Raw genomic sequence first — 20759 nt, 5'->3', positions numbered from 1 at the left:
GTATATGAATACCATTTTCGTTAAATGAACGGGATCTCGAAGTGCACGACGCCATTGCCTCCGCCGGGCATCTCCTCCCGCTCGTCACACAGCACCTTGCCCAGCGTCCGCCACAGGCCCATCGCGCCCGGCGAGTGCGGATAGGTGTGCAGGTACACGGACCGGTAGCCGCCATCGGTCCGCGCGAACTCCAGCAGGGCCTCCACGAGCCGGCCGGCCAGCCCCCGTCGCCGGTGCTCGGGTCGCACGTACACCCGCCGCAGCTGTGCGGTCTCGCCCGAGGGGAACCGCTCGGCCAGCCAGCGCGGGTTCGGCGGATGCGCCGGCCCGCGCGCGTCCAGCGCCGCCGTCGCCACCACCGTCCCGTCCCGCTCGTCCACGGCCACCAGGAGGAGGTGCCGGGGCGGCGCGACGTAGAACGACACCGGGTCGATGACGTCGGCGTGCCACTGCGGCACATAGCCCGTGCCGAAGTCGCGGTACACCGCGTCGAGCATCACCGCCCGGGCCTCGTCGATGTCGGCCGCTGCCGCTTCCCGGATGATGTAGTCGCGCATTTGCGCATCATATGCAATAAGGGCCTGGCCGGTGCTCAGCCGGGGGCCGTGGGCCGGTCCGGGGCCGCCGAGGTGATGTGGCTCAGCACGCACAGCCAGTGCCCCCCGCGCTTCACGAACACGTCCGTCGTCCACTCGTCGGCGTCGTACCGAGCGCCCCGGAAGTGGGCCGTGTTCGTCACGCGCCCGGTGACCACGGCCGTGTCGCCGTAGACGCGGATCCGAGGGCGGGTCCGCAGGTCCATCGCCGAGTGGGTGAGATCCCCGGACCCGACGAGGGCCAGGAACCTCTCCTTCGGGTCGATGCCCGACTCGGACACGATCACCCACTCGTCCGCCATGAAGCCCGCGATCCTCACGGGGTCGTTCGAGACGATCGCGGCGGCCCAGCCCTTCGCCACGTCGACGAGCCGAAGGGTCTCCGCCGGATCGGGTGTTTCGCTCATGGCGCGACCGTGGTCCTGGCGAGCCGTGCAGCCGGATGATCAGGACAACCGTTGTGGCCGGGTCAGCTCTCCGCAGGGGTGAGCAGCACGAAGTCCGCGTTCGCCGGGTCGAGGCAGACGGCCATTCGTCCGACGCCCTCCGCGTCCTCGGGGCCCATCTGCACACTGCCGCCGTTCTCCCGGACCCTGGCCACCGCGGCGTCGCAGTCGTCGACCGCGAAGACCGGGTGCCAGTACGGCCGCCCGTTCGTCGGTGAGAGAACTTCCTTGCCGACCTCCATGAGGCCGCCGTGCATGCGCTCCTCGGGCAGTCCGGCAGGGGTGATGAGGGTGTACGTGCCCCCGCCGCCGGGCAGCGGCATGTCGCTGAACCGCCAGTCGAAGAGGCGGCCGTAGAACTCCCTCGCCGCCGCGGCGTCGCTCGTGTACAGCTCGACCCACGCCAGCGAGCCCGGCTGGTCCACCAGTTCCAGGCCCGCGTTCGTCCCCGGCTGCCAGACGGCGAACTGGCCGCCCAGCGGGTCGCTGTACTGCGCCATGCGGCCCCACTCGTCGAGGTCCATCGGCGCGACCCGCACGGTGCCGCCCGCCTGCTGCACGGACTGCGTCGTGGCGTCCGCGTCGGGGACGCTGAAGTAGAGCATCCAGGCCGAGCGCGCGCCCTCCTCGGTGAGCTTGCCGAGCCCGGCGACGATCTTGCCGTCCTTCTTGAACATCCCGCCTTCGAAGTCCTCGCTCTCGCCCATGGCCTCGTAGTCCCACTCGAGCACGGCGCCGTAGAAGGCGGCGGCGGTCCGAACGTCCGGAGAGCCGAGGTCGAGCCAGCAGGGGGAACCGGGGACGTACTCCGTGGTGATCATGGCGATGCTTTCCCTTCGCAGGTCCTGTCCGCCCAGCGTGACACCGGGCACTGACACGCGCCCGTCGCCGCTCTCCGGTCGGGGGACTCCTGAGTGGTGGGGGCGAAGGTCTCCTTCCGGCTCTGCGATCATCGGGGTCGCCGCCCGGCAGGGGTGGCCTCGGGACTCCGTGCGGTGAGGGTGGTGGCGGACGTGGTGGCCGGCTGGGAGTGGGACGACACGCTGTTCTCGGGGAGCGCCGCCTACTACGCGCGCGGGCGGCTCCCGTACGCCCCCGGGCTGCCGGACGCGCTCGCCGAGGTGCTGCGGCCCGACGGGCGGGGGCGCCTCATCGACGTGGGCTGCGGGCCGGGGACCATCGCCCTGAGCCTCGCCCACCTGTTCGGCGAGGTCGTCGGTGTGGACCCGGACGGCGGGATGATCGCCGCAGCCGCGCGCGGGGCCGCCGAACGGGGGGTGGACGCCAAGACGCGATGGGTACGGGCCCGTGCCGAAGCCCTGCCCGCCGGGCTCGGCACCTTCGCGGTCGCCACCTTCGCGCAGTCCTTCCACTGGATGGACCAGGACCTGGTGGCGGCGACCGTCCGGGACATGCTCCGGCCCAGCGGGGCCCTGGTGCACATCTCGGACCTGAAGACCGGGCCCCGCACCGTCGACGGCCTGCCGCACCCGGCGGTGCCCTACGCGGCCGTGGACGCGCTGGTCAAGCGGTACCTCGGGCCCGTGCGGCGAGCAGGCCGAGGGGTGTTGCCGCACGGGACACCGGGTGGCGAGGCCGAGGTGTTCGCCCGGGCCGGGTTCTCCGGCCCCCGGCAGCTCGTCGTACCCGGCGGGCAGGTCCTGGAGCGGACCTTCGACGATGTCGTCGCCTGGGTGTTCTCCATGTCGTTCTCGGCTCCGCACCTGTTCGAAGGTCGCCGGGACGACTTCGAGTCGGACCTGCGGCGGCTGCTGTGCGAGGCCTCCCCGACGGGCCGGTTCTCCGAACGGGCGCCGGGCACGGAGGTGTTCGTGTGGCGCCGAGCCGCGTCCGAGGACTGACCGCGAGTCCGTCTCACGCCGTCACCGGTGGACGGACCGTCAGTGGACGGACAGACCGCCGTCCACGAAGACCGACTGCCCGGTGAGGTAGGCGGACGCCGGGCTCGCGAGGAAGACCGCCGCGCCGGCGAAGTCCCCGGGCAGACCGTTCCGCCCGATCATCGTGCGGGCGGCGAGGGCGGCCACCGCCTCCGGGTCGGACGACAGGCGCGCGTTGAGCGGTGTCATGACGAAGCCCGGCACCAGCAGGTTGCAGGTGACACCGCGCGGCGACCACGCCTCGGCCTGGGAACGCGCCAGCGCCTCCAGGCCGCCCTTGGAGGCTCCGTAGGCACCGCTCTGGACGAACGCGCGGTGCGCCTGCTGCGAGCTGATGTGGATGATCCGCCCGTAGCCGCGTTCCGCCATGCCGGGGCCGAAGCGCTGTCCCAGCAGGAACGGCGCCTCGAGGTTGACGGCCATCGTGGCGTCCCAGACGTCCTCGGTGAGTTCGTCCATCGGCGGACGCAGGTTGATCCCGGCGCTGTTGACGAGGATGTCGGGCTCCCCGAACTTCCCGACCGCCCGCTCGGCGGCCGTCCGCACGCCCTCCCGCGTACTCAGGTCCGCGCTGACCCAGGCGGCGCGGCAGCCCTCGGCCGTGAGCTCCTCGGCCGTCGCGGCCAGGTCGGCCTCCTTGCGGGCCACGGCCACGACGCTCGCCCCGGCGCGGGCGAGGGCGCCGGTGATGGCGCGGCCGATGCCCGAACTCCCGCCCGTGATCACCGCGACCCGGCCTTCCAGGGAGAACAACCGGGTGAGGTAGGCCTGCGTCGTCGGGGCGGCCGGAGTCGGCTGTGTCGTCATGGCCACACACCCTAGGCCGTCCGGCGGGACCGCCGGTCCGGCCCCGCTCCCCGGGCCGCCGAGGGCCGGTCGGGTTCCTCGGCAGTGCCCTGGATCACATGGCGTGGATTGAGTGTCAGGGCCGGGCGATGTCCGTACCCCTGGGGGAAAGGGCGGGGCCGGATGCGAGGATGAGGCGCCATGACAGCTGAGTGGTGTGCTCGCACGACACGGGCCGCGGTGTTCGCGGCCGTCTGTGTCGTGCTCGCCGCACTTGGGCACGTCATGATGTCCGGCGACCACGTGCCACCCTCGACGCTGCTGGCCGGCTGGGCGGTGACCGGCCTGGTCGGCTGGTGCCTGGCGGGCCGCGAGCGCGCACTGCTCCCGGTCGTCGCGGTCGCCGTGACCGTGCAGACGGCCCTGCACTCGGTGTTCTCGCTCGGCCCGCCGACGTCACCCGCCGGCGCCGCTGCCCTGAGCACCCACGCGACGGACATGGGGCACCCGGGGCACGACATGGGATCCATGGATGCCATGTCCTCGCCCCTGGGGCACATGGGGCACACCTCCGGCGGTGACTCGTCCCCCGGGATGCTCGCCGCCCACCTGCTCGCCGCCCTGCTGTGCGGGCTGTGGCTGGCCCACGGCGAACGCGCCGTGTTCCGTCTGCTGCGCGCGCTGGGCGCCCGGCTCGCCGCGCCGCTGCGGCTCCTGTTCGCCCTGCCCGTGCCCCCGCCGCCGCCCGTGCGCGCACGGCGCCGGCCCGCGGACCGGACGCCGCGTCTCCTCCTCCTCGTCCATGCGATCACCTCCCGAGGGCCGCCCGCGGGGGCCGCTGCCGCCTGACGGCAGCCGGTGGTATCCCCGGGGCAGCACCCGTGCGCCCCGGCCGCGGCCGTACGTCCGTACGTGTGCGCGCCCGCGGGCGGTCACGCCCGCTCAGGCGCCGTACGGGCATGCCCGCATCCCCGCTCACCGGACCGCGCACCCACGCGTGCACTCCGACAGCACGGCCCGCCCGCGTGCCCGTGGTCCCGGAATTCCCGGAAGGACACCAGGTGATCACTCCTGCCCTGCCCCTTTCCCACTCGGGAGCGGCCTCGGCCGACGACTCGGCAACCGCCTGGGCACTGGCCGCACGCGGCGGTGACCGCGCCGCCGCCGACCGCTTCGTACGCGCCCTGCACCGAGACGTCATCCGCTACGTCGCCCACCTGTGCGCCGATCCGCAGGCCGTGGACGATCTGGCGCAGGACACGTTCCTGCGGGCGCTCGGCAGCCTGCACCGGTTCGAGGGCCGCTCCTCGGCGCGTGTCTGGCTGCTGGCCATCGCCCGGCGCGCGGTCGCCGACAGCATCCGATACACCGCCGTACGCCCCCGCCGGGCCGACCTGCCGGACTGGGAGCCGGCGGTCGAACGCGCCCAGCCGCGCGGCCTGCCCGGCTTCGACGACGGTGTGGCGCTGCGGGAGCTGCTGGCCGGTCTGCCGGACGAACGCCGCGAGGCGTTCGTCCTCACGCAGCTGCTCGGACTGCCCTACGCGGAGGCCGCCGCGCTGAGCGACTGCCCGGTCGGCACGGTCCGTTCCCGCGTGGCCCGCGCCCGGGCGACGCTCCTGGCCCTGCTCGCCGCGGCCGAGGAACCGGAACCCGCACTCGCCGCGGCCTGACCCGACCGGACCACGGTGCCCGCCGGGCGGCGGGCACCGGCCGGGCGGCCTGAGCGGGCCTTCGGGCAGCGGGCTGCGGCCGGCGCCGCGGTTGTCGAACGCGGTGAGCCGGTAGTGGTCCGCGAACCCGTCGAGCTGCGGCTGCCATGCCTCCGCGGGGTCCCCGAGCCCCGCGATGAGCAGAACGTCGGGTCCCTCGCCCCGCCGTTCCACCCAGAGCTCCACGCCGTCGGCGTTGACCATCTGTCCCATGGCGGCCTCCCCGGGCCGGTGTCCGTCACCCTCGCGCCGGCTCGATGTTCTGGTTGGCGTGGAAGAGGTTGTCCGGGTCGTAGGTCCGCTTGACCCGGGCGAGCCTGTCGTAGTGGTCGCGGTACGTCGCCCGGACCCGCTCCTGGCCCTCGCCCGGACCCATGAAGTTCACGTACGAGCCGCCCATCGAGTACGGGTGCAGTTCCTCCTGGTAGTCCACGCACCACCGCCTGATCGTCTCGGCGTTGGCCGGGTCGGGATCGACTCCGGCGAAGACGCCGGACCAGAGCGCGTCCCGGTAACTGAACGCGGTGTCGTCCGGGCCGGCCCGGTGGGCGGCCCCGTCGATCGGGTAGAGGTGCATCAGCGAGAGCTGCGTGGGGTTGTTCCGGCCGTACTTGAGGTGCACGTCCAGGGCGGCGTCGGGGATGTGGTCGAAGAAGTCGCCCCGCCAGTACCACTGGTAGCCGGTCGGGATCAGGTCGTCGAACATGCCCTGCAAGGCGTCGTACGGCATCGGCGTCGTGAAGTGGAAGGCCGGCCGGCCCGCGTCGTTCACCACCGCGAGCGTCTCGCCGACCCCGTCCGGGTCACCCGTGCAGCACCAGACGATGCCGCACACCTTCTTGCCGTGGAGCTCCTCCGGGAAGGGCGGGCCGGGCGGGACGACGAGGATGGCGAAGAAGCCGTAGACGTCCTCGGGCGCCTGCGGAAGGAACTCGCGGTACCACGCCAGCACTTCGCGCGTGCTGTCGACCGGCCAGACCGTCACCCCGGCCCCGACCGTGCCCACCGGGTGCAGTCGGTAGGTGAGGGACGTCGCGATGCCGAAGTTGCCGCCGCCGCCCCGCAGCGCCCAGAACAGGTCCGGGTGTTCGGTCTCGCTCGCGGTGACGAAACTGCCGTCGGCCAGCACCACGTCCGCGGCGATGAGGTTGTCCACGGTCAGCCCGTACTTGCGGGTGAGGTAGCCGTGGCCACCGCCGAGGGTCAGGCCACCGACGCCGGTCATGGAGATGATGCCCGTGGGGGTGGCGAGGCCGAAGGCCTGGGTGGCGTGGTCGAGGTCGCCGAGCTGGCTGCCGCCGCCGACCTCGGCGGTCCGCGCCTCCGGGTCGACCCGTACCCAGCGCATCGGCGAGAGGTCGACCGTCACGCCGTCGTCCACCAGGCACAGGCCGGGGCCGCTGTGCCCGCCGCCCCGCACCGCGAGTTCCAGGCCGTGGTCGCGGACGTAGCCGACCGCGGCCATCACATCGGCGGCGTCGGTGCAGGGCACGAGGGCGGCGGGCCGCTTGTCGATCATCGCGTTGTAGATCTTGCGGGCCTGGTCGTAACCGGCGTCCTGGGGGCCGATCACCGGCCCCCGCAGCGTTGACCGCATCTCTTCCAGGGTGGCGGTGTCCATGACGATCTCCTCGGGGCGCGTGACCGTGCTGACACCACCAGCCTCCCGCCGACCGCGCCGCGATGCATGTCCGGAGGATCCGCGGAGCTCTCCCCTGCGCGCCGTTCGCCGCGGTGCGTGAGGGGAGGACTGGGCTCGGCCCGCAGCCGCCTCTTCCGCGCGTGGTTCGGCGCCACCGGCGCCCCGGGCGTGCTGCCGGTGCACGGCTGGGGCGGGGACGGCCGGGAGGGGTCCCCCCTTCCGAGGCCCTGGCCGGCCGCTTCCGGGTGATCGTGCCCGACCTGCGCGGACATGGCCGCTCGGCGGTGCCGGACGGGGGCAGCACCCCGGCGGTGACGGCGGACGACCTGGCCGCGCTGCGCGACGGGCCGGTGGTGGCCGCGGGCCACTCCCGGATCACGTCAGGCCGTGGTGACCGTGGTGACCTCCACCGGCAGCTTCTTGATGCCGTTGACGAAGTTGGACCGTACGCGCGGTACCTCGCCGGTCAGGCGGATGTTCGCCAGGCGCGGGATCAGTTCCTCGAACATGATGCGGATCTCGGTGCGGGCGAGGAGGTTGCCCAGGCACAGGTGGGGGCTGCCCTTGCCGAAGGTGACGTGGTCGTTGTCGCGGCGGGTGACGTCGAAGTCGTAGGGGTTGCCGAAGACCTCCTCGTCGCGGTTGCCGGAGGCGAACCACATCACCACCTTGTCGCCCTCCCGCACCTGCCTTCCGCCCAGTTGGACATCGCGCGTGGCGGTGCGGCGGAAGTGGTAGACGGGGGAGGCCCAGCGCAGGAACTCCTCGACGGCGAGGGGGATCAGCGACGGGTCCTCCTGGAGTCGGGCCAGCTGTTCGGGGTGCTGGATGAGGGCCAGCATGGAGTGGGAGATGGTGTGCCGGGTGGTCTCGTTGCCGGCGACGACCAGGAGGAGGAAGTAGTTGTCGAAGTCCTGCGGGGAGAGCGGGACTCCGTCGCGGGGCGTGGTGTTGACCAGGCGGGAGACCAGGTCCGTGCCGTCGCCGCCCCGGCGCTGCCGTGCCAGTTCCCGGCCGTACTCGAAGACCTCCAGTGAGGCGGGGGAGCGGAAGGGCAGATCGCGGTACCGCTCGCTCTCCTCGCTGTGCAGCAGGACGTCCGCGTAGTCGGGGTCGGTGTGGCCGATGATGCGGTTGCCCCAGTCGATGAGCTTCCGGTTGTCCTCCGGGGGGACGTCCAGCAGCCGGGCGAGGACGTTGATGGGGAAGTCCGCCGAGACGTCCTCGACGAAGTCGAAGCGGCCCTTGGCGAGGGCGGCGTCCAGCGTCCGCGCGGTCAGCCCGCGCAGGAAGTCGGTGTAGCCGCTGATCACGTTCGCGCCGAACTGCCGCTGGATGACGCTGCGCAGCGCCCGGTGCCGGACGCCGTCCAGTTCGAGGATCGAGGCGCGCTTGTTGATCTGGTCGTCGTCGACCTCCTCCAGGTTGACGAACTTCGTGGACGTGAACGTCTCCGCGTCGCGGTCGACCCGGACGATGTCCTGGTGCCGGGTCACCGCCCAGAAGCCGGAGTTGGGGGCCTCCTCGGGCTGCCAGTGCACCGGGTCCTCGTGGCGCAGGGTGTGCAACATCCGCCAGGGCGTCACCCCGTCGGTGAAGCGGTCCAGGTCGGTGAGGTCCACGTCGGCCAGGGGCAGCGGCTCGCGCACGGCGTCGGTCGGGGTCTCGGTCGTCATCGGCATGCTCCTCGGCGTCACGGGTGGCGTCACAGGTGGTAGGCGTACTCGGTGAACTCCCAGTCCGTGACATGCCGGTGGAAGCGTTCGACCTCGTCGCGCTTGTAGGAGAGGAAGGACGTGGTGAAGCCCTTGCCGAGCAGATCGGTCAGGGCGGTGTCCGCCTCCAGGGCGTCCAGCGCGGCGGACAGGGTCTGCGGCAGAACGGCGGAACGGGCGGTGTCGTAGCCGTAGCCCTCCAGCGGGGCGGGCGGCTCCTCGCCGGCCAGGACGCCCAGCAGGGCGGCGGCGGCCGTCCCGGCGATGGCCAGATAGGGGTTGGCGCTCGCGTCGCCCAGCCGCAGTTCGAGCCGGGCACCGGAGCCGCGCTCGGGCGGGATGCGCACCATGGCGCTGCGGTTGTCCAGCCCCCAGTCGATCAGCCAGGGCGCGAGGGTGTCCGGGCCGAAGCGTTTGTAGGAGTTGACCGTGGGGTTGAGCAGCGCGGCGAGGGCGGGCGCGTGGGCGAGGACGCCGGCGACGGCGTGCCGGGCGGTGGCGGACAGGCCGTACGGGGCGGACGGGTCGTCGAAGGTGTTGCGGCCCTCCTCGTCGTCGCAGGACAGGTGGAGGTGGAAGCCGGAGCCGCCCGCGTCGTTGAAGGGCTTGGCCATGAAGGTGGCCAGCCTGCCCTCCTTGCGCGCCAGTTCCTTGATCGCGGCCTTGAAACGGAAGGAGCGGTCGGCGGCCGACACGGCGTCGGAGTGCGCCAGGTTGATCTCGATCTGGCCGCCGTCGAACTCGTGGTTGCCGCTGATCGCCCCGACCCGCAGGTCGCGCACGTGACGCAGGGCGCGCAGCAGGTGGTTGTCCGGGTCGGCCCGCAGGCCGGCGGTGTAGACGACCCCGGGGCCGGGTGCGTAGCGGCGCCAGCCGCCCGACGGGTCCGGGTCGCACAGGAAGTACTCCAGCTCGGGCCCGACCACCGGCCGCAGCCCGTGCTCGCCGCACCGTGCGAGGACCGATCGCAGCAGGTCGCGGGGCGACTCGGGGGCGGGCGCGCCGGTCGCCGGGTCGAGGACCTCCCCCAGACAGGCGGCCACCCCCGGCTCCCAGGGCAGCGGCACCAGCGTGTCGAGGTCCGGGTGGACGCAGATGTCCGGCAGGCCCGCGTCCAGCCCGCCGCTGACCGGGACCACGTCGCCCTGCGGGCTGGTGTGGTAGACGGCCCGGCAGAACGCCAGCCCGTGCTCGCAGGCCCGGGGCAGTTCCTCGAGCAGCACGTCACGCGCCCGGTCGGTGCCGATGAGGTCGGGATAGGTCACCCGGACCACGTCGATGCCGTCGGCGGCGAGCCGGTCCATGTGGCGGCGGACTTCTTCAAGGTCGTGAGCGCTCACCGTTGTCTCCTCGGGCGGACGTCGGGACACCTCCGGGACACGGGGGCCGGGGAGGCGGGTGGCGATGAGAGCGAGTGTCCGGGCGCGGCGGCGCCAGGACCGCCCGGATCTCATTTGATGCCAAACGGTAGGCGTGGGTGAAGGGTGCCGCAAGGGGGCGGTGGCAAGAATTTATCCATCCGGATAGCTATTGACCAGACCCCTGGCCCTGCCTACCTTGTTTGAAGCCAAACGAGTTCGGGTCGCGTCGACCGCGCCCCGTTGGCCGGGGCCCGGCCCCTTCCGGCCGGGCCCCTTCTCTTCCGCTTCGACGCCCTCACATTCAGGAGGACCGGCCATGAAGGTCGTCGTCGACATGACCAAGTGCCAGGACCACGGCCAGTGCGTCTTCGCGGCTCCCGACGTCTTCCGGCTGGAGGACGACGGCAGGCTGGCCTACGTCCCCGACCCCGACGACGCCCTGCGCGACGAGGTCGAGGAGGCCGCGGACGTCTGCCCGCTCCAGGCCATCCGGATCGAGGACTGACATGAGCGGGCGCATCGTCGTCGCCGGTGCCTCCCTCGGCGGACTCCGGGCCGCCGAGCAGCTGCGCGCCGCGGGCTGGACCGGCGGGATCACGGTGATCGGCGACGAGCCGCACCGGCCCTACAACCGGCCTCCGCTGTCCAAGGAGGTCCTCGCCGGCAAGGCGTCCTTCGCGTCGCTCGCCTTCACACCGAAGGCGTCAGCGGCCGACGTGGAGTGGCGGCTGGGTACGAAGGTCACCGCCGCCCGGCTCGCCGAGCGGACCGTCGAGCTCCACGACGGCTCGGTGCTCCCCTACGACGGGCTGGTCGTCGCCACCGGGACGCGGGCCCGGCGGCTGCGCTGCCCCGGGCCGGTCGAGGGCCGTCACACCGTCCGGACGATCGGCGACGCCCAGGTCCTGCGGGACGAGCTGACCCGGCCCGGGGTGCGGGTCGTCGTGGTCGGTGCCGGGTTCATCGGCTGCGAGGTGGCCGCCACGGCGGTCGGGCTCGGTGCGGCCGAGGTGACCGTCGTCGATCCGCTGCCGTTGCCGATGGCCGGGCCGCTCGGGGAGTTGCTCGCGCGCGTGCTGTTCGCGCGGCACCAGGAGCGCGGGGTGTCCTTCGCGCTGGGATCGGGTGTGGCCCGCTTCGAAGGGGACGACCGGGTCACCGGCGTCGTGCTGGGCGACGGGTCCGTGCTTTCCGCCGATGTGGTGGTGGAGTCCGTGGGCTCGGTCGCCAACACCGAATGGCTGGACGGCAACGGGCTGGACCTGAGCGACGGGGTCCGCACCGACCGGCACCTGCGGGTCGCGGGCCGGCCGGAGGTCGTCGCGGTCGGGGATGTCGCCCGCTTCCCGAACGCCCGCTACGACGGTGTGCCGCGGCGGGTCGAGCACTGGTCCGTGCCGGCCGACTCGGCCAAGCACGCCGCGAAGGTACTGGTCGGCGGCGAGAGCGGCCTGGCGCCCTTCGCGCCGCTGCCCACCTTCTGGAGCGACCAGCACGACTTCCGCCTGCAGTCCTTCGGCGCGCCCGCCCTGGGACTCGGTGACGTCCGGGTCCTCGACGGTGACGTCTCGGGGGACGTGCTGGTCGGTTACCACCGCGACGGACGGCTGGTCGGTGTCGTCGCGCTCGGCGGACCGTCCGCCGCCCGTGCCGCCGCCCGGTACCGCGCCGACCTGCTCAAACAGCCCGCCCTCACCTCGTAAGGAGCCCTCCAGTGACCGGTCTTCGTGGTTACTTCCATCCCAAGACGGCGACGGGCGCCTCGTCGCTGATCCCCTCCCCGCCCTGGCGGTACTCCGGCGACCTGCTCACCGTCGAGTACCGGACGGACCCCGCGCGGGTGCGCGAACTGCTCCCCGCACCGCTGGACCTGGCCGAAGACGATCCCGGGGCCGTCGCTCTGATCTGGGCGGACTGGCAGTCGTGCTCGGCGTCGGGGGAGGAACTGCTCGATCCGGTGCGGGCGCAGTACAAGGAGGCGTTCGCGGTGGTGCGGTGCCGCTACGGGGGGCGGACGTACTCGCGGTGCGTCTACATCTGGGTCGACAAGGACTTCGCGATCGCGCGGGGGCTGCACCAGGGGTATCCGAAGAAGCTGGGCTCCATCCACCAGACGCGGCCGCATCCCTACGGGCCCGCTCCGCGGATCGAGGCGGGGGCACGGTTCGGGGCGACGCTGGCTGCCGCGGACCGGCGTCTCGCGCAGGCCGTGGTGACGCTGCGGGGGCCTTCTGAGAGCGGCGGGTTCGTCAATGCCCATCCCATGGCGCATCACCGCTGGCTGCCGTCGATCGAGGGCAAGGGGCTGGCTCTCGACGAGCTGATCGAGTCAGGGGCCGCGTCCTTCGAGGGCGGGCAACCGTGGGTCGGAGACGCGGAGCTGGAGCTGTTCGAGGCGCCGACCGAGGAGCTGGCCCGGCTGGAGGTGCGGGAGCCGATCGCGGCGTACTACCGGCAGGTCGGGGTGGTCTGGGACGGGGGGCGGCTGCTGGAGGCCGGTACCTCGGAAGCCTCTGCGGATTAGCGCGGGTGGGCCGGTACGGGTTCGTCGTGGCTTGTCACGCCCACGCGGCGGAGCCGCACACCGAACACCGCCCCGCGCCCCTGGGTGAGTGCGATTCCCCTCGTATTGAACGGAACTCTTCTTATGCCTGACAACATCATCGTCGCCGGTGTCTCCGTCGACACCCGGCACTGGATCGGCGGCCGACGCGTCGCCTCCGCCGGTACCTTTACCGACCACTCGCCGATCGACGGAAGCGTCCTGGGCGAGATCGCTCGCGGCCGGCCCGCCGAGGCCGAGGCGGCCGTCGCCGCCGCCCGGGACGCCTTCCCCGCATGGGCCGCCACCTCGCGCGCCGAGCGCGCCCGCGTCCTGCACGCCATCGCCGACGGCGTCGAGAAGCGTATCGAGGACCTGGCGATCGTCGAGACCACCGACAACGGAGCCCTCCTGCGCTCCCACCGCCGGGGCGTCATGCCCCGCGTCGCCCACAACTTCCGGTTCTTCGCCGACTGGTTGCGCCGGCTCGACCACGAGGACTTCGAGACGCGCGGACACACGAATCACGTCTCGTGGGACCCCGCCGGGCCCTGCGTGCTGATCACGCCGTGGAACGCACCCCTGATGCTGGCCACCTGGAAGGTCGCCCCGGCCCTCGCCGCCGGCAACACCGTCGTCCTCAAGCCCGCCGAGTGGTCCCCGCTGACCGCCTCGCTGCTGGCCGACATCGCGGCGGAGGCCGGGCTGCCGGCCGGTGTCCTCAACGTCGTCCAGGGATACGGGTCCGAGATCGGTGACGCCCTCACCTCCCACCCCCGCGTGCGGCGCATCAGCTTCACCGGCTCGGTGCCGACCGCGCGGCGGATCGCCGCCTCGGCCGCCGGCCACCTCACGCCCCTGAGCCTCGAACTCGGCGGCAAGTCACCCCTGCTGGTCTTCGCCGACGCCGATCTCGATCTGGCCGTCGACCTCGCCGTGGAGCAGTACGACAACGCCGGGCAGGTGTGCCTGGCGGGCACCCGGCTGCTCGTCGAGGAGGCGGTCGCCGAGGAGTTCACCCGCCGGTTCGTGGAGCGGGCGTCCGCCCTCACCCAGGGCGATCCCCGCGACGAGGCCACCGACGTCGGGCCCACCATCCACCCCCGTCAGCTGGAGAAGATCGACGGCTTCGTGCGGCGGGCCGTCGCGGCCGGGGCGCGGGCGGTCATCGGAGGGCACCGCAAGGACGGGCAGTACTATGCGCCGACGCTGCTCACCGACGTCGCCCAGGACTCCGAGATCGTGCAGGAGGAGGTCTTCGGGCCCGTCCTGACCCTCCAGACCTTCACCGGCGAGGACGAAGCCGTCCGGCTCGCCAACGACACCCGCTTCGGGCTGGCCGCAACCGTCGCCACCGGCGACCGGGAGCGCGCCGAGCGGGTCAGCGGGCAACTGGTCGCGGGGACCGTCTGGGTCAACTGCTTCTTCGTGCGCGACCTCCAGGCACCCTTCGGCGGCTCCCGGCAGTCCGGCGTCGGCCGCGAGGGCGGCACCTGGAGCTTCGACTTCTACTGCGACCTCAAGAACACCGTCACCGCCCCGAAGGGATGGAACCAGGACCATGGGTGAGATCGTCGGAGCCGGGCTGCTCGCCCACGTCCCCACCATCGTGCTGCCCGAGGAGGAGCGGCTGGAACTCAACGAGGGCAAGGAGATCACCCTCGTCACCGGCCTGCGACAGCTGCGCGAGGACGTCTTCGCGCGCGACGACTACGACACCGTCGTCGTCCTGGACTCGCACTGGGCCACCACCGTCGAGTTCGTCGTCACCGCCCAGCAGCGCAGGGCCGGGCTCTTCACCTCCGAGGAGCTGCCTCGCGGCATGTGCCGGATGCCGTACGACTTCCCCGGCGACCCCGAACTCGCCCACAACATCGCCTCGTTCGCCGACAAGCACGGCACCTGGATCACCCCGATCGACGACGATTACCTGCCGATCTACTACGCCACCATCAACCTCTGGAAGTACCTGGGCGAGGGCCTGCCCGACAAGCGGTGGGTCACCATCGGGGTCTGCCAGACCGGGGACATGGAGGATCATCTGCGGCTCGGGCGGGCGCTCGCCGACGGCATCGCCGCGACCCCCGGGCGACGGGTGCTGCTCATCGCCTCCGGCGCCCTCTCGCACACCTTCTGGCCGCTGCGCGAACTGCGCGACCACGAGGCCAGCGACCCGGCGCACATCCGCACACCTAAGGCGCGGGAAGCCGACCACGAACGCATCGCCTGGTTCAAGGAGGGCCGTCACGACAAGGTCCTCGACACCATGGACGCGTTCTGGAAGGTCAAGCCCGAGGCGAAGTTCTTCCACTACCTGATGATGGCCGGCGCCCTGGGCGAGCGGCGCTGCGCCGCCCGAGCCCGTCAGTACGGCGCGTACGAGAACTCCGTCGGCACCGGCCAGGTCCACCTCTGGTTCGACCGCCCGGCCGACGGCTGGACGGCGCCCCACCACCCCGCCGCAGACCACACCTCCGCCGCAGACCACACCCCCGCCGAGGAGTCCGCCCATGCCTGAGTACCGCCGTATCCTCCTCGACGGCGCCGCCGTCCAGGTCACCGCCGACGGGGACGAACTCGTCGCCGGGGACGGGCGCCGCGTCAAGGCCGAGGACGCGCGGCATCTGCCGCCGGTCGTGCCGTCCAAGGTCATCGCCGTCCACCTCAACCACCGCAGCCGGGTGGAGGAGTTCCGGATCGGGCTTCCCGGCACGCCGACCTACTTCCACAAGCCGACCTCCGCCCTCAACGCCCACAAGGGCGCGATCGTCCGGCCCGAGGGCTGCAAGTGGCTCAACTACGAGGGCGAGGTCGCCATCGTCATCGGGAAGACCGCGCGGAACATCTCGCCTTCCGAGGCGGGGGAGTACATCGCCGGCTACACCGTCGCCAACGACTACGGCCTGCACGACTTCCGTGACACCGACGCCGGGTCCATGCTCCGGGTGAAGGGCTCCGACACCCTCTGCCCGCTCGGCCCGGGCCTGGTCACCGACTGGGACTTCCACGGCAAGCGGCTGCGGACGTACGTCAACGGAGAGGTGGTGCAGGACGGTTCCACCGACGAGATGACGTGGGACATGCACTACCTCGTCGCCGACATCGCCCGCACCATCACCCTCTGCCCCGGGGACGTCCTCCTGTCCGGCACGCCCGCCAACTCGCGGCCCGTCCGGCCGGGGGACGTGGTGGAGGTGGAGGTCGAAGGCCTCGGGCGGCTCGCCAACCACGTCGTGACCGGGCCGACCGCCATCCGTGCCGACGTGGGCGCCCAGCCCACCGAGTCGGAGGAGGTGCTGTCGACCGCGCTCGGCGGCGACTGGGAGTTCCGTGGCATCCGGCCACCGCGCCGCTGACGCGGGCCCCGGCCGCCGCGTCGCCGCGCGGGACGCCCCGGGTAGGGTCACGGACATGACCGAGCCCGCCCGTCGCCCCCGCAAGCGCGTGAACTACGGCACGGGCCGCGAGGCCCTGCTGGAGGCCGCCGTGCGTGTCGTGGCCCGGGGCGGGCTGCGCAGGCTCACCTACCGGGCCGTCGCGGAGGAGGCCGGGGTCACGCACGGCCTGGTCGTGCACCACTTCGGCTCCCGCGACGCCCTGATCGAGGAGGCCGTCGCCCACGCCATCCGCTCCTCCCTGAACAGCAGTGCCCTCGAACCGGGCACGGGCAAGGCCGCCGACTTCGCGGTGGGCCTGACGGACATGGTGGAGTCGGGACCTGACCTCCAGGCCTTCCAGTACGAACTGCTGCTGGAGTCCCGCCGCCGCCCCGAGCTTCAGGCTCACCTGCGGTCGCTGTACGACGAGTACTTCGACGCGACCCGGCGCGAGCTCACCCAGATGCTGCCCGGCCCGGTCGACGAGGGCCTGTCCCGGATGGTCTTCGCCACGCTGGAGGGACTCGTCCTGCACCAGCTGGTCTTCGGGGAGCGCGAGGTCATCGACCGGGCGCTGGACGAACTGCGCTCCGTGCTGAGGCTGCTCGCCGAGCGGCGGGACGGCGAGGACTGACCTCTCCGGGCCCTTCCGGCTCACCCGGGCCCTTCCGGCTCACCTGGGCTCTTCCGGCTCATGCGGGCGTCTCCGGCACAACCGGCCTCTCCGCTCCCCTGGGCCTGCCCGGACTCTCCGGTCCCGGAGCCGCGGAATTGCCCGTCCCTCACCCCTTGCCAAACGGATAGTTCCGCCCCACGATGAGGCAACTCGTTTGGCCTGAAACGATCCTTCCTCCCCTCTGGCAGGTGATCCGAGTGGACAGTCAGACGGTCTCCCGGCACACGGCGAAACCGGACGCGCCCACCGCAGGCACGCTCAAGCCCAACGCCCTCGGCGTCCTGGGCATCCTCTTCTTCGTCCTGTCCGCACAGGCCCCACTGACCGGCATCGCCGGCGCGGCCCCCATCGCAGTGGCGCTCGGCAACGGGCCCGGTGTGCCCGCCGCCTATCTGGTGGCGGGGCTGGTGATCCTGCTGTTCTCGGTGGGCTTCGTCGCCATGGGCCGCCATGTGGTGGACGCGGGCGCCTTCTACACGTACATCGGCAAGGGTCTCGGCCGGACCACCGGCACCGGCAGCGCGGCCCTCGCGCTCTTCGCGTACTGCACCATCCAGGCCGCCATGTACGGCCTCTACGGCGCCATCGTGAGCGGCCTGGTCGCGAGCCACACCGGCCTCGACCTGCCCTGGTGGGTCTGGACGTTGGCCACCATGGCCGTGGTCCAGGCGCTCGGCGCCGCCGGGGTCGAGATGGGTGCCAAGGTGCTGGCCGTCCTCGTCCTCGCGGAGTTCAGCATCCTGTCGGTCTTCGCCCTGGTCACCCTGGTCAAGGGCGGCGGCCCCGAGGGGCTCGGCCTCGCCGACAGCTTCTCCCCGTCCGCCGCCCTGGACGGGGCGCCGGGCGTGGCCGTGATGTTCGCCGTGGCATCCATGTTCGGCTTCGAGGCGACCGCCATCTACGGCGAGGAGGCCCGCGATCCCAGGAAGACCGTGCCGCGTGCCACGTACCTGGCGGTCGCCGTGGTCACCGGCTTCTTCGCCCTGGTCTCCTGGATGATCATCTCCTCCTATGGCGCCTCCGAGGCCACCGCGGCCGCGGGCAGGGCCCTGGAGAGCGGCGACGGGGCGGGCTTCGTCGTCGCGCCCATCGCGGCGGACTTCGGCGGCTGGGTGAGTGACGTGCTGCCGGTCCTGCTCGCCACGTCCCTCTTCGCCGGCATCCTCACCTTCCACAACTCCGCCAACCGCTACCTGTTCTCCCTAGGCCGCGACCGGCTGCTGCCGCTGCGGCTGTGCCGGCTCAACCGCCGTCACGCCCCCTGGGCGGCCGGGTGCGTCCAGACGGTCCTGGCCGTGCTGCTGGTGACGCCCTTCGCGCTGGCGGGCAAGGACCCCGTGCTGACGCTGTTCTCCTGGTTCAGCGGGGTCGCCGTGCTGGCGATGATGCTGCTGTACCTGCTGACCTCGGTGTCCGTGGTGGTCTTCTTCCGGCGCGAACGGCTCGACGCCCGTCCCTGGAACACGCTGATCGCACCCGTCCTCGGCGCGCTCGGCATCGCCGGGGCGATCTGGCTCGTCCTGGCCAACTTCACCACCCTCATCGGCGGGCAACGCACCACCGCCCTGTGGCTCACGCTGTCCGTGCCGGTGGTCATGACGCTGGGCATCGTGGCCGCGCGGGTGCGGGGGAGGGCCGTCGCGGCCGCCGACGGCTGACCGTGAGTGCTGTCCCGGCCGTCGGCGGCTGACCCGTGAGTGCTGCCCTGGCCGTCGGCGGCTGGCCGTGACTGCCGTCCCGGCCGTCGGTGCCGCCCTGACCGCCGGCGCCATCGTCCGCGTACGGCCCCGTACGTATCGTTCGAGACCAGAGGAGGACCATCCATGCCGGCCGTCACCCATGACGAATGGCTGCGCCGCGCCAAGGCGTTCCAGCCCTCCGGAGCCCATCACATCGACGGCGCCGAGGAGGCCGGGGGAGGGGCGACGTTCCACGTCGTGTCCCCGCGTGACGGCCGGATCCTCGCCGAGGTCGCCGACGGTGGCGCCGCCGAGGTGGACGCGGCCGTCGCCGCCGCCCGGCGGGCCTTCGACACCGGCCCCTGGCCGCGCCTGGCACCCGCCGAGCGCGGCCGGGCCCTGCTCCGCCTCGCCGGCCTGCTCGACGAGCGGCGCGAGGAACTGGCCCTGACCGTGAGCCTGGAGATGGGCAAACCGATCGCGGACGCGTACGGCATCGAACTGCGCGCCCTCGTCGGCACGCTCCGCTGGTACGGCCAGCTCGCGGACAAGCTCACCGACGAGTCGCCGCACACCGCCCCGGACGCCCTCGCCCTGGTCACCCGGGAACCCGCTGGGGTGGTCGGTGCGGTGGTCCCCTGGAACTTCCCGCTGACCCTGGCGGGCTGGAAGGTCGCCCCGGCCCTGGCGGCCGGCTGCACGGTCGTGCTGAAACCCTCGGAGAACTCCCCACTCTCCGCCCTGCTCCTCGGGCGTCTCGCGACCGAGGCCGGCGTCCCGCCCGGCGTCCTCAACGTGGTCACCGGCGACGGCCCCACGGCGGGCCGGGCCCTCGGCCTCCACCCCGACGTCGACGTCCTGGCGTTCACCGGCTCCACCGCCGTCGGCCGCCACTTCCTGCGCTATGCCGCAGACTCCAACCTCAAACGCGTCTGGCTGGAACTCGGCGGCAAGTCGCCCAACATCGTCCTGCCGGACGCCCCCGACCTCGACCAGGCCGCCGCCACCGCCGCCTGGGGCATCTTCTTCAACCAGGGCGAGATGTGCACGGCCCCCTCCCGGCTGCTCGTGCACGCCTCGATCGCCGAGCGGGTCACCGAGGCCGTGGTCCGGCGGGCCCGTGAGCTGAGGGTCGGCGACCCGCTCGACCCGGAGACGGAGATGGGCGCACTCGTCGGGCGCGGGCACCTGGACCGCGTACGCGAGCACGTCCGGCACGGCGTCGACGAGGGCGCGCGCCTGCGCGCCGGCGGCGACCGGATCCTCGCCGAGACGGGCGGGACGTATCTGGAACCCACCGTCTTCGACCGGGTGGGCCCCGGCTCGCGCCTGGCCCGGGAGGAGATCTTCGGCCCCGTCCTGTCCGTGCTCGCCTTCGACGACCTCGACGAGGCGGTCCGCCTGGCCAACGCCACCGAGTACGGCCTCGCCGCCGGTCTGTGGACCTCCGACCTGTCCACCGCCCACCGGGTCTCCCGCGCGCTGAAGGCCGGGACCGTCTGGGTCAACTGCTACGAGGAGGGCGACCTGACCGTGCCCTTCGGCGGCATGAAGCAGTCGGGCAACGGGCGGGACAAGTCGGTCCACGCCCTGGAGAAGTACACCGAGCTCAAAACCACCTGGATCCAGCTGTGATGCCGCTGATCGCGATCCCCGCCCGGTTCGCCGCGCGGACCTCCGCCCTCCGGTACGCCGCCGAGGTCAACGCCCGCGCCCTCGTCGAGGCCGTCTGGCGGGCCGGCGGCGAACCGGCGAGCATCCACCCGGCGGACACCGGCACGGCCGCCCGGCTGGCCCGCTTCGACGGTGTCCTGCTCCCCGGCGGCGGCGACCTCGCGCCCTCCCGCTACGGCGCCACCGGCACCCACGACACCGTCTACGACGTCGACCCACTCCAGGACGCCTTCGACCTCGACGCCGCCCGCCACGCGCTGGAGTCCGGTCTGCCCCTGCTCGCGATCTGCCGCGGCCTCCAGGTCGTCAACGTGGCCCTCGGCGGCACCCTGGAGCAGGACATGGGAGGCCCGGACCGCGAGCACCGGCACCTCGTCCACCCGGTCACCCTGGAGCCGGACTCGCTCGTCGCGCGGGCCACGGGCGCCGAGAAGACCGACGCGTCCTGCTACCACCACCAGCGCGTCGATAGCCTGGGCGCCGGCCTCCGGGTGACCGCCCGGGCGGCCGACGGCACGATCGAGGCCCTCGAACTCCCGGGTACGGGCGGCTGGTTCACGGCCGTCCAGTGGCATCCGGAGGACACCGCCCACGAGGACCCGGCCCAGCAGGGCCTGTTCGACGCGCTCGTGCGGGCCGCGGTCCGGTGAGG

General features: G+C 72.6%; 20 protein-coding genes. 13 read left to right on the top strand and 7 right to left on the bottom strand.

The genetic code is table 11. From position 1 onward, the window contains the following. Positions 1-20: 20 nt before the first annotated feature. The 3 genes from ACZ5TL_RS07540 to ACZ5TL_RS07530 all read right to left on the bottom strand — a co-directional run bounded on the left by ACZ5TL_RS07540 (position 21) and on the right by ACZ5TL_RS07530 (position 1863). On the bottom strand, positions 21-557 hold the full coding sequence (locus tag ACZ5TL_RS07540) for a GNAT family N-acetyltransferase (RefSeq protein WP_468588439.1): 537 nt from the start codon (positions 555-557) through the stop codon (positions 21-23). A gap of 35 nt (positions 558-592) precedes the next feature. Beyond that, a complete protein-coding gene (locus ACZ5TL_RS07535; RefSeq protein ID WP_468588438.1) occupies positions 593-1003 on the bottom strand; it encodes a nuclear transport factor 2 family protein in 411 nt (136 codons plus the stop codon). 62 nt (positions 1004-1065) lie between these two features. Next, complete coding sequence (locus tag ACZ5TL_RS07530) at positions 1066-1863, bottom strand: VOC family protein (RefSeq protein WP_468588437.1); 798 nt, start codon at positions 1861-1863, stop codon at positions 1066-1068. A 192-nt stretch (positions 1864-2055) separates the two neighbouring features. Here ACZ5TL_RS07530 and ACZ5TL_RS07525 point away from each other — a divergent pair, with 192 nt between their 5' ends. Next, positions 2056-2904 (top strand): class I SAM-dependent methyltransferase, encoded by an 849-nt coding sequence (locus ACZ5TL_RS07525; RefSeq protein WP_468588578.1) that lies wholly within the window; start codon positions 2056-2058, stop codon positions 2902-2904. A gap of 39 nt (positions 2905-2943) precedes the next feature. Here the strand turns inward: ACZ5TL_RS07525 and ACZ5TL_RS07520 are convergent, their stop codons facing one another. Further along, a complete protein-coding gene (locus tag ACZ5TL_RS07520) occupies positions 2944-3750 on the bottom strand; it encodes an SDR family NAD(P)-dependent oxidoreductase (protein WP_468588436.1) in 807 nt (268 codons plus the stop codon). Positions 3751-3930: 180 nt separating this feature from the next. On the opposite strand from ACZ5TL_RS07520, the gene ACZ5TL_RS07515 reads away from it, so the two are divergent. After that, positions 3931-4578: a hypothetical protein gene (locus ACZ5TL_RS07515; RefSeq protein ID WP_468588435.1), complete on the top strand. Its 648-nt coding sequence runs from the start codon at positions 3931-3933 to the stop codon at positions 4576-4578. Positions 4579-4790: 212 nt separating this feature from the next. Then, positions 4791-5402, top strand: coding sequence for a sigma-70 family RNA polymerase sigma factor (locus ACZ5TL_RS07510; protein ID WP_468588434.1), 612 nt, complete (start codon positions 4791-4793; stop codon positions 5400-5402). 277 nt (positions 5403-5679) lie between these two features. Here ACZ5TL_RS07510 and ACZ5TL_RS07505 read toward each other — a convergent pair whose 3' ends face one another. From ACZ5TL_RS07505 to ACZ5TL_RS07495, 3 genes are all read right to left on the bottom strand, one after another. Continuing rightward, positions 5680-7062: an FAD-binding oxidoreductase gene (locus ACZ5TL_RS07505; protein WP_468588433.1), complete on the bottom strand. Its 1383-nt coding sequence runs from the start codon at positions 7060-7062 to the stop codon at positions 5680-5682. A 401-nt stretch (positions 7063-7463) separates the two neighbouring features. Next, positions 7464-8759, bottom strand: a complete 1296-nt coding sequence (locus ACZ5TL_RS07500) for a cytochrome P450 (protein WP_468588432.1) — start codon at positions 8757-8759, stop codon at positions 7464-7466. 29 nt (positions 8760-8788) lie between these two features. Continuing rightward, positions 8789-10138: a glutamine synthetase family protein gene (locus tag ACZ5TL_RS07495; protein ID WP_468588431.1), complete on the bottom strand. Its 1350-nt coding sequence runs from the start codon at positions 10136-10138 to the stop codon at positions 8789-8791. A gap of 337 nt (positions 10139-10475) precedes the next feature. On the opposite strand from ACZ5TL_RS07495, the gene ACZ5TL_RS07490 reads away from it, so the two are divergent. The 10 genes from ACZ5TL_RS07490 (at position 10476) to ACZ5TL_RS07445 (ending at position 20757) form a co-directional block, all read left to right on the top strand. Further along, positions 10476-10664, top strand: a complete 189-nt coding sequence (locus ACZ5TL_RS07490; protein WP_468588430.1) for a ferredoxin — start codon at positions 10476-10478, stop codon at positions 10662-10664. A gap of 1 nt (position 10665) precedes the next feature. Next, positions 10666-11862: an NAD(P)/FAD-dependent oxidoreductase gene (locus tag ACZ5TL_RS07485; RefSeq protein WP_468588429.1), complete on the top strand. Its 1197-nt coding sequence runs from the start codon at positions 10666-10668 to the stop codon at positions 11860-11862. An 11-nt stretch (positions 11863-11873) separates the two neighbouring features. After that, on the top strand, positions 11874-12683 hold the full coding sequence (locus ACZ5TL_RS07480) for an acetoacetate decarboxylase family protein (protein ID WP_468588428.1): 810 nt from the start codon (positions 11874-11876) through the stop codon (positions 12681-12683). Positions 12684-12806: 123 nt separating this feature from the next. Beyond that, entirely contained in the window at positions 12807-14270 is a 1464-nt protein-coding gene (locus tag ACZ5TL_RS07475; RefSeq protein WP_468588427.1) for an aldehyde dehydrogenase, read from the top strand. Further along, complete coding sequence (locus ACZ5TL_RS07470; protein ID WP_468588426.1) at positions 14263-15219, top strand: 3,4-dihydroxyphenylacetate 2,3-dioxygenase; 957 nt, start codon at positions 14263-14265, stop codon at positions 15217-15219. The genes ACZ5TL_RS07475 and ACZ5TL_RS07470 overlap by 8 nt, the downstream gene beginning before the upstream one ends. Then, positions 15212-16057, top strand: a complete 846-nt coding sequence (locus ACZ5TL_RS07465; protein WP_468588425.1) for a fumarylacetoacetate hydrolase family protein — start codon at positions 15212-15214, stop codon at positions 16055-16057. Before ACZ5TL_RS07470 ends, ACZ5TL_RS07465 begins: the two co-directional genes overlap by 8 nt. Positions 16058-16112: 55 nt before the next feature. Beyond that, positions 16113-16712 (top strand): TetR/AcrR family transcriptional regulator, encoded by a 600-nt coding sequence (locus tag ACZ5TL_RS07460; RefSeq protein WP_468588424.1) that lies wholly within the window; start codon positions 16113-16115, stop codon positions 16710-16712. A 239-nt stretch (positions 16713-16951) separates the two neighbouring features. Beyond that, positions 16952-18412 (top strand): APC family permease, encoded by a 1461-nt coding sequence (locus ACZ5TL_RS07455; protein ID WP_468588423.1) that lies wholly within the window; start codon positions 16952-16954, stop codon positions 18410-18412. A gap of 165 nt (positions 18413-18577) precedes the next feature. Further along, the gene (locus ACZ5TL_RS07450) at positions 18578-20068 is read left to right on the top strand and encodes an aldehyde dehydrogenase (protein WP_468588422.1); all 1491 of its coding nucleotides are present in this window, start codon (positions 18578-18580) and stop codon (positions 20066-20068) included. After that, a complete protein-coding gene (locus ACZ5TL_RS07445; protein ID WP_468588421.1) occupies positions 20068-20757 on the top strand; it encodes a gamma-glutamyl-gamma-aminobutyrate hydrolase family protein in 690 nt (229 codons plus the stop codon). The genes ACZ5TL_RS07450 and ACZ5TL_RS07445 overlap by 1 nt, the downstream gene beginning before the upstream one ends. Positions 20758-20759: the final 2 nt, after the last annotated feature.

The sequence above is a fragment of the Streptomyces sp. NPDC033136 genome (assembly GCF_055578235.1).
Note: the sequence above shows the minus strand (reverse complement) of the source record. Positions and strands in the feature narration are given on the sequence as shown.